This window comes from Aminobacter sp. P9b, from assembly GCF_045345995.1.
GTDB lineage: Bacteria > Pseudomonadota > Alphaproteobacteria > Rhizobiales > Rhizobiaceae > Aminobacter > Aminobacter niigataensis.
Genome location: NZ_CP150082.1, coordinates 1,693,070 through 1,705,837, shown reverse-complemented (window position 1 = coordinate 1,705,837; position 12,768 = coordinate 1,693,070). Strand labels below are relative to the sequence as shown.

The following is a 12,768-nucleotide window of genomic DNA, read 5'->3' as shown; positions in this document are numbered from 1 at the left end:
CCTGGCTAGCCGACGGCCAACAGCACCAGGATGCCGCCGACGATCAAAACGCAACCGGCGATCTCGAGCCGGTTGATGCGTTCGCGGAAGAAAAAGACGCTCGACGCAAAAGTGAACAGCATCTCGATCTGGGCCAGCGACTTGACGATCGCCGCCTGCTGAAGCGTCATGGCCATGAACCAGCCGAAGGACGCCGACGCACCGACAAGGCCGGTGAACAATGCCGGCCGCCACGCCTTGGCGATGCGCGGCAGCTCATCGCGCTCCTTCCAGACGATCCAGGCCAGCATGATCAGCGTCTGGAAGACGATGACGACGGCGAGCGTGACCGCCGCCTGCATCATGAAATTCGGCCCGCCGAGCGAAAGCGAAGCGGCGCGGTAGGCGACGGCCGAGATGCCGAAAAACGTGCCCGAGGCCAGCCCGATCAGCGCGTTGCGGCTGAGCACCGAGGTCACCAGCGTGCGGGCGGTGAATGCCGTGTGCGCGACCGAGATCAGCATCACGCCGAAGACGCTGATGGCGATGGCCGCGATGGCGCCCGCCGTCGCCCGCTCGCCGAGGAACAGCAACCCGAACAGTGCCGCCTGCGCCGGCTCGGTACGCGAATAGGCGGTGCCGACGGCAAAGTTGCGGAACGAAAACAGGTGGATCAAAAGGAAGGTCGCGGCGATCTGGCCGACACCGCCGACCACGGCCCAAGCAAAAAACGCTCGGTTGAGCTGCGGCAGGTCGTAGCCGACGACAAAATGCAGCACGCCGACGAAGGCAAGCGCGAAGGGAAAACCGAAACCGAAGCGGACGAAGGTGGCACCGGTGGTGCCCATCACGCCCTTCAAATGCTTCTGCACCACCGACCGCAGGTTCTGCAGGAAGGCGGCGGCGATGGTGATGGGTATCCAGAGTTCCATGGAGATGTCCGGCGGGACGGCTGGAGGCGCCGCCCGTTCCCTCTAGAAGCGGCAAAGGCCGCGTGCAACCGTACGCGGCCTCAAAAACCTTGTGCCAGAAACAGATCAGGCCGCTTCGGGGACGCCCGTATCGAAGATCGCGCGGTTGCGGCCACGGCGCTTGGCCTCGTAGAGGCGCTTGTCGGCGCTTTTCATCAGTTCCGATACGTTGGCCTCGGACTCGCAGGTGGTGCCGCCGATGCTGACGGTCAGCGGCACGGAGCGCTCGTCGTTGGGCTGGAAGCGCAGCGCCTCGACCTCGCTGCGGATACGCTCGGCCACCAGCTTGGCCTCGTCCTTCGTGGCGCCAACCAGGAAGGCGCCGAACTCCTCACCGCCGATGCGCCCGAGGATGTCGCCGCTGCGCACGCCGCGTGTGATCGCGGCGGCGATCTGGAGCAGCGCCTGGTCGCCGGTCAGGTGACCGAAGCTGTCGTTGATCTGCTTGAAGTGGTCGGCATCGATGATCAGCAGCGCGCCGCGATCGGTCTTGCGCCTGGATCCATCGAGGGCGGCAAAGAAGTTCTCGCGGTTGAGCATGCCGGTCATCTCGTCGCGGCTTGCCTTTTCCGAGAGGCGCTTGTGCGCGGCGGCAAGCTGGGCGTGGGCACGCGTCAGCTCTGCATGGGCCACCTTCAACTTTTCACGCTGCCAGAAGGTGTGAAAAGAAAAAGGAAATGCAATCAAGACGGGACACAGCACCGGCAATAGATAAGCGGCGGTGTCGACAGTGCCATTCGTGAGCGGAATCACCGTCAGGACCAGCGCCATCGTGACCGCGATGCACAATAGTGTGACGAAACCGGATTTTAAAAGCACAATCTTCAATTTCTGCTCCCTGCCGACAGCTGGAATGCCAGCATCAACTGAAGGTCATCTTTCCCAGGTAGTTAAAATTCGACTTACCCCGCGTAAATTCGCCATCGTCCAACGCGATTGTGAGCGTGCGCGGACGCTTCCAAATTTCCTGAACCATGCCATAAGGGCGTCATGACCGATATTCCCGATCCCGCCCGCTTCGACCACGTCACCGACTGGGTGTTCGACCTCGACAACACGCTCTATCCGCATCATTCGAATCTGTTTTCCCAGATCGACGTGAAGATGACGGGCTATGTCGCGGAGCTGCTGACGCTGTCGCGCGAGGACGCACGCAAGCTGCAGAAAGAACTCTATCTCGAATATGGCACGACGCTGAACGGCCTGATGCAGCGCCACGGCATCGATCCCGACGCGTTCCTCGAACACGTACACGACATCGATTATTCCTGGCTGGTGCCGGATCCTGTGCTGGGCGCTGCCATCCGCCAGTTGCCGGGCCGCAAGTTCATCTTCACCAATGGCAATCGTAGCCACGCCGAGCGCACCGCGCGCCAGCTGGGCATCCTCGACCATTTCGACGACATCTTCGACATCGTCGCCGCCGGCCTGACGCCCAAGCCGGCGCGCCAGCCCTATGAGACCTTCGCCGCCCTGCACAAGGTCACCGGCGCCAATGCCGTGATGTTCGAGGACCTGGCGCGCAACCTTTCGGTGCCGAAGTCGCTCGGCATGACGACGGTGCTGATCGTGCCGCGTAATTTCGAGCCGACCTTCTCGGAGATCTGGGAGAGCGATCCCACCCACGAGGACGACGTCGACTACGTCACCGACGATCTCGCGACCTTCCTGACGACGATCGTCGAGGCCAACGCCGCTTGAGCCGCTTCACCTCCGTCGAGGCGCGGATCGATGCGGCGGCACATGCCGTGCTCGACCGCTTGCCTGCCGGAGGCTTTTACGGTGCGCTCGTCGAATTCCTTGTCTTCGGGCTGAAGCAGGCCTGGGCCTGCCTGTTCGGCGGCGCCATGCTGGCATTGATCATGGCGACCAGGCTGTGGTGGCCGGCGGACGCCGGACTGACGCGCTACGACTTCCTGTTCCTCGCCGCGGTCGCCATCCAGGTCGCCATGCTGGCGCTGCGCCTGGAGAAGCCGTCCGAAGCCAAGGTCATCCTGATATTCCACGTCGTAGGGACAGTGATGGAGGTGTTCAAGACCTCCGCCGGCTCGTGGATCTATCCCGAGGAGAACCTGTTTCGCATCGCCGGCGTGCCGCTGTTCTCCGGCTTCATGTATGCGGCGGTCGGCTCCTACCTCGCCCGCGTCAGCCGCATCTTCGACATGCGCTATACTGGCTATCCGCCGCTATGGGCGACGGTGCTGCTGTGCGCGGCGATCTACGTCAACTTCTTCGCCCACCATTTCACCATCGACATCCGCTACGGCCTGTTTGCGGCAACCGCGCTGCTCTACCTCACGACGGTGGTGCATTACCGCGTCTTCCGCTTCCGCCACCGCATGCCGCTGCTGCTCGGCTTCCTGCTGGTCGCGCTGTTCATCTGGTTCGCGGAGAACATCGGCACGTGGTCGCGCGCCTGGATCTATCCCGGCCAGCATGACGGCTGGACGCCGGTGTCGATCCAGAAGCTCGGCTCTTGGTATCTGCTGATGATCATATCCTTCGTGCTGGTGACGCTGGTCCACCGGCCGCGGCCGATGGACGCGACGCCAGGCTCAAAGGCTGTAGAACTTGGCGATGATGTCCCAGGCCTCGTCGGCGGTGTCGACAAAATCGATGATGTCCTGGTCGCCCGGCGTGATCGTGCCCTGGTCGGCGAGGAAGTCGAGGTCGATCGCCCGCTCCCAAAATGACTTGCCGAACAGGATGACCGGCACACGCTCCATGCGTCCGGTCTGGATCAGGGTCAGCGTCTCGAAGAACTCGTCCATCGTGCCGAAGCCGCCGGGGAACACGGCGACCGCCTTGGCACGCATGACGAAATGCATCTTGCGGATGGCGAAGTAGTGGAAGTTGAAGCACAGCTCCGGCGTCACATAGGCATTGGGCGCCTGCTCGTGCGGCAGGACGATGTTGAGGCCTATGGAAGGCGCGCCGACATCGTCGGCTCCGCGGTTGCCGGCTTCCATCACGCCAGGGCCGCCGCCGGTGACGACGACGAACTCGCGGTAGTAGGACGCAGCCGAATGCTGCGAGCACAGGCGGGCAAACTTGCGCGCCTCCTCGTAGTAGCGACTGTTGGCCTCAAGATTCTTGCGCTGCGTCTCGTTCTTCGCCGCCCAGGCCTCGCCGCCGGGCTCGGGAATACGCGCGCCGCCGAAAAGAATCACCGTGGAGCGTATGCCGCGCTCTGCCAGAATCATCTCGGTCTTGAGCAGTTCCAGCTGCAGCCGCACCGGGCGCAGGTCGCGCTGGGTCATGAAGTCTTCGTCGTTCCAGGCAAGCCGGTAGGTCGAGGCGCGCGTCTGCGGCGTGTCGGGTACGCTTTTGGAGCGCTCCAGGTCCTCGTCAGAGTGCGGCAGCGGCGTCCAGCCAGCCTTATCCATAGGATTCATTTTCTGCTCGACCCCAAATTACCGTTGCCCGCGACATTCCGCGGCGTCACCGCGATTGACCCCTCCACTAGCCTGAAATAGGGTCCGCGCGATTTTATGCCAGCTTAGAAGCCTTAACCTTAACGGTACGTAACGGAGATGTTCATGTCGAAGCCCGATCTCGCCAGCCTCGAAAAGACAATCGACAAGGCGTTCGAGGAACGCGACGGCATTTCGACATCGACGCGCGGCGAAGTCCGCGACGCCATCGAGACCGCACTCGACCTTCTGGACAAGGGCACTGCCCGCGTCGCGCAGCGCCAGGACGACGGCAAGTGGCAGGTCAACCAGTGGCTCAAGAAGGCGGTGCTGCTGTCGTTCCGCCTGAACCCGATGGAGTTGATCTCGGGTGCGCCCGGTGGCGCTTCGTGGTGGGACAAGGTGCCGTCCAAGTTCGACGGCTGGGGCTCGGTCGACTTCGAAAAGGCCGGCTTCCGCGCCGTGCCGTCGGCCGTCGTGCGCAAGTCGGCTTTCGTCGCTCCGGGCGCCGTGCTGATGCCGTCCTTCGTCAATGTCGGCGCCTATGTCGACACCGGCACGATGGTCGACACCTGGGCCTCTGTCGGCTCCTGCGCCCAGATCGGCAAGAACGTGCACCTGTCCGGCGGCGTCGGCATCGGCGGCGTGCTCGAGCCGATGCAGGCCGGCCCGACCATCATCGAGGACAATTGCTTCATCGGCGCGCGTTCGGAAGTGGTCGAAGGCTGCATCGTGCGCGAAGGCTCGGTGCTCGGCATGGGCGTGTTCATCGGCCAGTCGACCAAGATCGTCGACCGCGCCACGGGCGAAATATTCTACGGTGAAGTGCCGGCCAATTCGGTCGTCGTCGCCGGCTCGCTGCCCGGCAAGCCGCTGCCCAATGGCGAGCCCGGCCCGAGCCTCTATTGCGCCGTCATCGTCAAGCGCGTCGACGCCAGGACCCGCTCCAAGACCTCGATCAACGAACTGCTCAGAGATTGATCTTCTCCTGAAACCGAAGCAACGTCGGGCTGGCGCGCACGGGGCGCGCCGGCATTTCAGCTTCGGAGTGGTGACATGGACTGGAAGTATCTCCTGACCAGCTTCGACGGCCGCATCAATCGTGCCAAGTTCTGGGCTTGCGTGGCTGTCTTCGTGGTGACCTGGGTCGTCTTCACCATTTTGATCCGGGCCTTCGGACTGAACCTCGCAGATCCCAACCCCGACATGGCCGTTTTTTTTGCTCGCGCGGCAGCCTCCTTTGTCTTCGGCCTCCTGATGATGTACATGGCGCTCGCGGTCTATGCGAAGCGTTGGCATGATCGCGGCAAAACAGGCTGGTGGAGCCTGATAGCAATAGTTCCGGTCATCGGCACTGTCTGGATCGTGGTAGAACTCGGGATCCTTGAAGGCGACCGCGGCGCAAATGAATACGGACCGGACCCACTTGCCTGACAAATCCCAGCTTTTCTGGTTGTTCTTCCGATTCTCGGGCCGCGTGAACCGCGCGGCCTACGTGCTCGGCTTTCTGCTGATGCTGGTGACGATGTCGTTCCCGCTCTACCAGTTCATGCGCGTGCATCCCGAAAGCGGCGCGGCCCAGTTATGGTCGATGCTGTTCGGCCTGAGCTTCCTGGTCTTCCTGTGGGCGCACATCGCCTTCAGCGTCAAACGCCTGCACGATTTCGACAAGCCAGGCCTCTTCGCGGTGGCGCTGTTCATCCCGGTGATCTCGATCTTCGCCTTCATCGCGCTCTGCTTCTATCCGGGAACGCCGGGCCCGAACCAGTTCGGCCACCAGACCAACGCGCCGCAATAGACCCTTCCTGTGAGGCCCAACGAGCGAGCCTGCGCCTTCCCATGACAGGTCGTGACGGGCGACGCTGTAGCGAGGCTTAACTCGGCGTTCACCGGAGCAACCGAACGTCGTGACAGGGCCGGACGATTCAATTATCGCTGTGGCCATGAAACTGCCTACAGATCCCGCCGAGAACCTTGCCGCCCTCATTCGCTGCCCGTCGGTCACCCCGGCTGAAGGCGGCGCCCTGACGGCGCTGGAAGCCATGCTGAAGCCGCTCGGCTTCGCCGTCGACCGCCCGACCTTCTCCGAGTCGGGCACACCCGACATCGAGAACCTCTATGCCCGCCGTTCCGGTAACGGACCGCACCTGATGTTCGCCGGCCACACCGACGTCGTGCCGGTCGGCGACGAGGCGGCGTGGACGCACCCGCCGTTCTCGGCAGCCATCGCCAATGGCGAGATGTATGGCCGCGGCGCCGTCGATATGAAGGGCGGCATCGCCTGCTTCGTGGCGGCGGTGGCGCGCCATGTCGAGGCCAATGGCGGCCCGAAAGGATCGGTGTCGCTGCTGATCACCGGCGACGAGGAAGGCCCCGCGATCAACGGCACCGTCAAGCTGCTCGAATGGGCAGCCGCACGCGGCGAGAAGTGGGACGCTTCGCTGGTCGGCGAGCCGACCAACCCGGATATGCTGGGCGACATGATCAAGATCGGCCGGCGCGGCTCGGTGTCGGGCGTCGTCACCGTCAACGGCCGACAGGGCCATGCCGCCTATCCGCACCTCGCCGACAACCCCGTGCGCGGCCTAATGACGCTGGTCGACGCGCTGCTCAACCCTGCCTTCGACAAGGGCACCAAGGATTTCCAGCCGAGCAACCTCGAGGTCACCACCTTCGACGTCGGCAATCCGGCCACCAACGTCATTCCGGCCAAGGCGACGGCAGCCTTCAACATCCGCTTCAACGACACCTGGACGGTGGAGACGCTGCAGGCGGAGATCCACAATCGCCTGGACAAGGCGAGCGGCCGGAAGAAATACCGCAAGGGCCGCAAGGAGCCGATCGAATTCGAGCTGACCTGGCGCGACACGCCGAGCCATGTCTTTTTGACCCGCGACGACAAGCTGGTCGACGCTCTGGCGGGCTCGATCAAGGCGGTCACCGGCCGCAAGCCGAAACTGTCGACCACCGGCGGCACGTCGGATGCGCGTTTCATCAAGGATTATTGCCCGGTCGTCGAATTCGGGCTGGTCGGCAAGACCATGCACATGGTCGACGAGCGCGTGCCGCTTGCCGAACTCGAAATGCTGACACAGGTCTACCAGCGCTTCCTGGAAGACTGGTTCGGATGACAGCTTAGGACGCGATGTTGGGCAGCAGTGAAATCCAGCAATATCTGTCCGGTGCCTGGCGGCTGATGCTGGGCAAGGCCGACGGCCTGCGCCTGCTCGATCTCAGCGCCGACGGGTTCTGGAACTCGTTCTTCGCCATCCTGATCGCCGTGCCCGCCTTGATCATCGGCTGGGTCGGGGTCTCCGACGAGCTTGCCCTGCAATCGACCGCATTTGCAGGCCGCTTCGGCATCGTCGTCCGGCTGGCGCTGGTCGACATCGGTGCCTGGGTCCTGCCGCTGATCGTCTTTGCCCTGGTGGCACGCCGCGCCGGCGTCGGCGACCGTTTCGTGCACTATGTCGTGGCCAGCAACTGGGCTTCGGCCATCATCGCCTGGCTGATGCTGCCCGCCGCGCTGCTCCGGATGCTGATGCCGGCGGCGCAGAGCGCGACGTCAGGGCTGTCGCTGGCGCTGTTCGTGCTGTCGATGGTGCTCAGTTGGCGCATGACCAACGCGGCGATCAGCAAGGGGGCTGCGGTCGGCTCGGCAGTCTTTGCCGGCATGTTCCTGGTGTCGCTGCTGGTGCTGTTTTCGCTGCAGTCGATGTTCGGGATCTACGTACCCGCATAATCCACGCCTGTCAGGTAAAGACCGTCCGGCGGCGCCACCTGTCCGCAGGCGGCGCGGTCCTGCGCCTCAAGTGCCGCCCTGAGATCGTCGGCCGTCCAGCCGCCCTCGCCGACCCGCTTCAGGCTGCCGACCATCGATCGGACCTGGTTATGCAGGAACGAGCGAGCCGAAGTCCTGACCTCGATCATGTCGCCGGACCGCGTGACGTCGAGCCGGTCGAGCGTGCGGACAGGGCTGTTGGCCTGGCACTGGGTCGAGCGGAAAGTGGTGAAATCGTGCCGCCCGAGCAGGAGCTTGGCTGCATCTGCCATCGCCTCGTGGTCGAGGCGTTTGGGCACCCACCAGACCCTGCCACGTTCCAGTGCGGCTGGCGCGCGGCGATTGAGGATACGGTAGATGTAATGGCGCCCTGTGGCGGAGAAACGGGCGTCGAAATCGTCTGGCACTTGCCGGGCGGCGAGCACCGATACCGTCTCGCCGGCAGCCTGCATATGCGCGTTGACGGCATCGCGCACCTTGTCGTCAGCCCATGCCTTGGTGAGGTCGGCATGGGCGACCTGGGCGGACGCGTGCACGCCGGCATCCGTGCGGCCAGCGCCCCGCAGCGAGATGTCATCGCCGGAGAATTTCAGGATTGCCTGCTCGATCGCCGCCTGCACCGTATGCAGCCCGGCCTGTCGCTGCCAGCCGGCGTAGCCGCGACCGTCATATTCGATATCAAGGCGATAGCGCGGCATGTGCTGTCAAAACTCCGGCCGCTTTACGCGGCCAGAGCCGTACCGAAGGCCGAGGCGTAGACCAGCTCGCCGGTCTCGGGCGCATCGCCCCAGGCCAGCGCCTGCAGCGCCTCGCACTGGTAGTCGCTTTCGAATTTGGCCGCGCGGTCGTGCGTGTAGCCGAAGCGGCCGTAATAGGCCGGATCGCCGAGCACCACGGCCAGCGTCTCGCCGCCATCCTTGAGGCGGATATGAGCCTCGCGGATCAGCGCGCCACCGATGCCGGTGCCGTGGAAATCGGGCTCGACCGCCAGCGGTGCGAGCGCAACTGCCGGAACGGTCTTGCCGCCGTTTTGGACATAGAGCCTCGAAAACAGGATGTGGCCGACAACGTCGCCGTCTTCTTCGGCCACCAGTTCGACGACCGCGTCGCCCTCGGCGACCAGTGCATCGACGAGACCGGCTTCGGCCTGTTGCCCGAAGGCGTGTTCCTCGACGAGGCGGATCGCCTCGCGGTCGCGGGGCGTTGCCGCCCGGATCGACATCATGCTCATGACAACTTCATTCCTTTTTCGATCTTGGCACCGCGCAGGAATTCATCCGCGGTGACGGGTTTTCCCCCCGCCCTTTGTACCTCGACCAGCCTGACGGCGGCTTCGCCACAGGCAATCTCCAACCGGTCGTCGAGAACCGTTCCCGGCTCTCCTTGTCCGGCGGCACGTTGCGAGCGCAACACTTTCAAGCGCTCTGTTCGTCCACCGATCTCGAATTCGCACCAGGCGCCGGGAAATGGCGACAGGCCGCGGATATTGTTGTCGACCGCCGTCGCCGGCAAGGTCCAATCGATCCGCGTCTCCGCTTTATCGATTTTTTTGGCGTAGGTCACGCCTTCGCTGGCCTGGGGCACCGTCTCCAGCCTGCCCGCTTCGAGCTCAGCCAGCGCTTCTACCATGAGCGAGGCACCTACCGCCATCAGACGATCGTGCAACTCGCCAGCCGTCATGTCGGGTCCGATCGCGACTTTTTCAAGTCGCGCGACCGGTCCGGTGTCCAATCCCTCTTCCATCCGCATGACCATCATGCCGGTTTCAGCATCGCCGGCCATGATCGCGCGCTGGATGGGTGCGGCCCCGCGCCAGCGCGGCAGGAGCGAAGCATGGCCGTTGTAGCAGCCCAATCGCGTGCCTTCGAGAATGGCCTTCGGCAGCAACAGGCCATAGGCCACGACCACGGCGACATCGGCCTTGAGCCCGGCGAATGCCGCATGCTCTGCGTCGCTTTTCAGCGAAAGCGGCGTGCGTATTTCGATGCCCAGCCGCTCGGCCTCGCGCTGCACCGGCGAGGGCGTGAGCTCCAGTCCGCGACGGCCCGCGGCGCGCGGCGGCTGCGAATAGACGGCGACGACCTCATGGCCAGCCTCGGCGATCGCACGCAGCGTCGGCACGGAAAAATCCGGCGTTCCCATGAAGATGACGCGAAGGCTCATGAGGGTATGCAGTCCAGGAGCTAAGCCCGGCCGGCGACGGCCAACCGTTCAGGCCTCCGCTTCAAACGGGTTTACGAGCCTGAGGTCAAGCCCGTCGAAGTCGCGGATGTCGCGCGTCGCAAGCTTTGAGGCAAACAGAGCGGGATCAACCCACCATGCGGCTCGGCGGACGGTCCTTGGCGAGCTTCTTGAACTTGCGCAGCACCATGTCGCGCTTGAGCTTCGAGATGTAGTCGATGAACAGCACGCCATCGAGGTGGTCGATCTCGTGCTGGAGGCACGTGGCGAGCAGGCCGTCGGCCTCGACCTCCTGCTCCTTGCCGTTCTCGTCGAGATACTTGACCCGAACCGCCGACGGACGCTCGACCTCGGCATAATAGTCGGGGATCGACAGGCAGCCTTCCTCGTAGACCGAGCGTTCGTCGCTGCGCGAAAGCACTTGCGGATTGATGACGACGCGCGGCGCCGGCTCCTCGCCCTCCTTGGCAAGGTCGAGCACCAGCATGCGCAGCGGCTCGCCTACCTGGATGGCGGCAAGGCCGATGCCCGGCGCGTCATACATGGTGTCGAGCATGTCGCGCGCGAACTTGCGCACGTCGTCGTCGATGCGCTCCACGGGCCTGGAAAGCTCGCGCAGCAGTGGATCGGGAAGGATGATCAGCGGCTTGATAGTCATGTGCCTCAACTAAGATGTCGGAATAAAACCGTCAACCGGTGGCATGGGGCGATGTTCCTGTTTTGATCTGACCGTAGGATGCGAATCGGTTATGGTGCCGGCCATGAACGACCTTTCCAGCATCTTGTCCGCTCCCATCGCCCAGCTTGGCGCCACCATCATCACGCTCGGCCAGGCGCTTGGTTTCGGCGCCCTGCTGTTCGTGATCCTGCTCGCCGTCCTCATGATCGCCTTGTGGCGATCGGCAAAGGCGCGCGCAGTGGCCGCCGCCGAAGCCGCCGATCACGCCCGCGACGCGGAAGCCCGCATGGCCGGCATCCTGCAGGCGCAGGCGGAAATGCAGGGACGGCTCGGCACGGTTGCCGACATCTTCGGCGCGCGCCAGGCCGAGCTGACGCAGTCGCTGGGCCAGCGTCTCGACGCCATGACCGGGCGTATCGGCCAGACAATGGCCGAGCAGACTAAGTCGACGCATGACAGCCTCGCCAAGCTGCAGGAGCGGCTCGCCGTCATCGACACCGCCCAGGGCAACATCCAGTCGCTCGCCGGCCAGGTGGTGCAGTTGCAGGCGATCCTGTCCAACAAGCAGACGCGCGGCGCCTTCGGCCAGTCGCGGATGGAGGCGATCGTCGCCGACGGGCTGCCTCTCGGCGCCTATGAGTTCCAGGCGACGCTGTCGAACAACAACCGGCCGGACTGCCTGGTCAAGATGCCCAATGGCGCACCGTCGCTGGTGATCGATGCCAAGTTTCCCCTCGAGGCCTGGAACGCCATCCGTGCCGCAGCCGACGTCGATGGCGCTGCAGACGCGCAGAAATATGCCGCGCAGGCGTTCCGGCGCGATCTCGATGTGCACATCAAGGCGATCGCCGACAAGTACCTGATCTCGGGCGAGACGCAGGACACGGCGTTCATGTTCGTGCCGTCGGAATCGATCTTCGCCGAGATCCACGAGAATTTCGAATCACTGGTGCACCGGGCGCATCGCGCCCGCATCGTGATCGTCTCGCCATCGCTTTTGATGCTGTCGATCCAGGTCATCCAGGCGATCCTCAAGGATGCGCGGATGCGCGAGCAGGCGCACCTGATCCAGGGCGAAGTCATCCGCCTGATGGAGGATGTCGGGCGCCTCGACGAGCGCGTGCGCAAGCTGCAGACCCATTTCGGCCAGGCCAGCAAGGACATCGACGACATCCTGGTGTCGTCGTCCAAGGTCACCAAGCGCGGCGAAAAGATCGAGGCACTGGAATTCGGCGCCTCGCATGCCGGCGAATCGGACGAAGCCGCGAAACCTCAAACGCCGAATGGCCGCGCCGCCGACTCCAAGACGGGCCAGCTCAGGCTGCGAGTGGTCGAGGAAAGCGAATAAGGCGTCGCTAGGACTGCTTCTCGACCGTCTCCATGCCGTCGAATGCGGGCAGCCAGTGCAGGGCCGAGCGGTGCCAGACCTGCTTGCGCGGAACCAGTTGCTCGCGCTGGCTGGATGTACCGGTCCTGAGGCCGTAGACCTTCGGACCGTCGCCGACCGAGGTGGCGAAGAGATGCGACCCACACTCGGCGCAAAAGCCTTGTGCCCGCTTGTTGCCGCTCTCACCTGTCTTCACGTAGATCCTGGGTTTGCCCGAGAACGCGATCTTGTCCTCGGCGACCGGAACCGTGACGCGAAAGGCCGTGCCGGTCAGCTTCTGGCAGTCGGTGCAATGGCAGATCGCCGTCTTCTCGGGGTCGACCTCGGCCGTGTAGGTGATGGCGCCGCAATGGCAGCCGCCTTCAATCTTCATTGAA

15 protein-coding genes and 1 pseudogene are annotated in these 12,768 nt (G+C 64.0%); 8 read left to right on the top strand and 8 right to left on the bottom strand.

Going from position 1 to position 12,768, the window contains the following annotated elements:
• Positions 1-5: 5 nt before the first annotated feature.
• Both WHT83_RS08410 and WHT83_RS08405 read right to left on the bottom strand, forming a co-directional pair.
• Entirely contained in the window at positions 6-911 is a 906-nt protein-coding gene (locus tag WHT83_RS08410; protein WP_108609490.1) for a DMT family transporter, read from the bottom strand.
• 105 nt (positions 912-1,016) lie between these two features.
• On the bottom strand, positions 1,017-1,778 hold the full coding sequence (locus WHT83_RS08405; protein WP_245439537.1) for a GGDEF domain-containing protein: 762 nt from the start codon (positions 1,776-1,778) through the stop codon (positions 1,017-1,019).
• A 162-nt stretch (positions 1,779-1,940) separates the two neighbouring features.
• Between WHT83_RS08405 and WHT83_RS08400 the strand changes: the two genes are divergently transcribed.
• Positions 1,941-2,651: a pyrimidine 5'-nucleotidase gene (locus WHT83_RS08400; protein ID WP_055980607.1), complete on the top strand. Its 711-nt coding sequence runs from the start codon at positions 1,941-1,943 to the stop codon at positions 2,649-2,651.
• Positions 2,648-3,496, top strand: a pseudogene (locus WHT83_RS08395) (DUF817 domain-containing protein); the annotation flags it as partial. The gene WHT83_RS08400 and the pseudogene WHT83_RS08395, both read left to right, overlap by 4 nt.
• Positions 3,497-3,505: 9 nt before the next feature.
• Here the strand turns inward: WHT83_RS08395 and WHT83_RS08390 are convergent.
• The gene (locus WHT83_RS08390; protein ID WP_108609491.1) at positions 3,506-4,345 is read right to left on the bottom strand and encodes an LOG family protein; all 840 of its coding nucleotides are present in this window, start codon (positions 4,343-4,345) and stop codon (positions 3,506-3,508) included.
• 144 nt (positions 4,346-4,489) lie between these two features.
• Between WHT83_RS08390 and dapD the strand changes: the two genes are divergently transcribed.
• From dapD to WHT83_RS08365, 5 genes are all read left to right on the top strand, one after another.
• The gene (dapD, locus tag WHT83_RS08385; protein WP_406873528.1) at positions 4,490-5,344 is read left to right on the top strand and encodes a 2,3,4,5-tetrahydropyridine-2,6-dicarboxylate N-succinyltransferase; all 855 of its coding nucleotides are present in this window, start codon (positions 4,490-4,492) and stop codon (positions 5,342-5,344) included.
• A 75-nt stretch (positions 5,345-5,419) separates the two neighbouring features.
• Positions 5,420-5,797 (top strand): DUF805 domain-containing protein, encoded by a 378-nt coding sequence (locus WHT83_RS08380; protein ID WP_406873527.1) that lies wholly within the window; start codon positions 5,420-5,422, stop codon positions 5,795-5,797.
• Positions 5,790-6,161, top strand: coding sequence for a DUF805 domain-containing protein (locus WHT83_RS08375; protein WP_108610071.1), 372 nt, complete (start codon positions 5,790-5,792; stop codon positions 6,159-6,161). The genes WHT83_RS08380 and WHT83_RS08375 overlap by 8 nt, the downstream gene beginning before the upstream one ends.
• A gap of 145 nt (positions 6,162-6,306) precedes the next feature.
• Positions 6,307-7,494, top strand: a complete 1,188-nt coding sequence (dapE, locus tag WHT83_RS08370) for a succinyl-diaminopimelate desuccinylase (RefSeq protein ID WP_318762648.1) — start codon at positions 6,307-6,309, stop codon at positions 7,492-7,494.
• Between the two features lie 14 nt (positions 7,495-7,508).
• Entirely contained in the window at positions 7,509-8,105 is a 597-nt protein-coding gene (locus WHT83_RS08365; protein ID WP_406873526.1) for a transporter, read from the top strand.
• Here the strand turns inward: WHT83_RS08365 and truA are convergent.
• The 4 genes from truA to def form a co-directional block, all read right to left on the bottom strand.
• Positions 8,090-8,842: a tRNA pseudouridine(38-40) synthase TruA gene (truA, locus tag WHT83_RS08360; RefSeq protein ID WP_406873525.1), complete on the bottom strand. Its 753-nt coding sequence runs from the start codon at positions 8,840-8,842 to the stop codon at positions 8,090-8,092. The two genes, WHT83_RS08365 and truA, sit on opposite strands and share 16 nt — an antisense overlap.
• 23 nt (positions 8,843-8,865) lie before the next feature.
• A complete protein-coding gene (locus tag WHT83_RS08355; RefSeq protein WP_183264128.1) occupies positions 8,866-9,375 on the bottom strand; it encodes a GNAT family N-acetyltransferase in 510 nt (169 codons plus the stop codon).
• Entirely contained in the window at positions 9,372-10,307 is a 936-nt protein-coding gene (gene fmt / locus WHT83_RS08350; protein ID WP_406873524.1) for a methionyl-tRNA formyltransferase, read from the bottom strand. Before fmt ends, WHT83_RS08355 begins: the two co-directional genes overlap by 4 nt.
• Positions 10,308-10,452: 145 nt before the next feature.
• Positions 10,453-10,983: a peptide deformylase gene (gene def, locus WHT83_RS08345; protein ID WP_108609497.1), complete on the bottom strand. Its 531-nt coding sequence runs from the start codon at positions 10,981-10,983 to the stop codon at positions 10,453-10,455.
• 103 nt (positions 10,984-11,086) lie between these two features.
• Between def and WHT83_RS08340 the strand changes: the two genes are divergently transcribed.
• Positions 11,087-12,352 (top strand): DNA recombination protein RmuC, encoded by a 1,266-nt coding sequence (locus tag WHT83_RS08340; protein WP_108610072.1) that lies wholly within the window; start codon positions 11,087-11,089, stop codon positions 12,350-12,352.
• Positions 12,353-12,359: 7 nt separating this feature from the next.
• On the opposite strand, the gene WHT83_RS08335 is transcribed toward WHT83_RS08340, so the two are convergent.
• Complete coding sequence (locus WHT83_RS08335) at positions 12,360-12,764, bottom strand: GFA family protein (RefSeq protein ID WP_406873523.1); 405 nt, start codon at positions 12,762-12,764, stop codon at positions 12,360-12,362.
• Between the last annotated feature and the right edge of the window lie 4 nt (positions 12,765-12,768).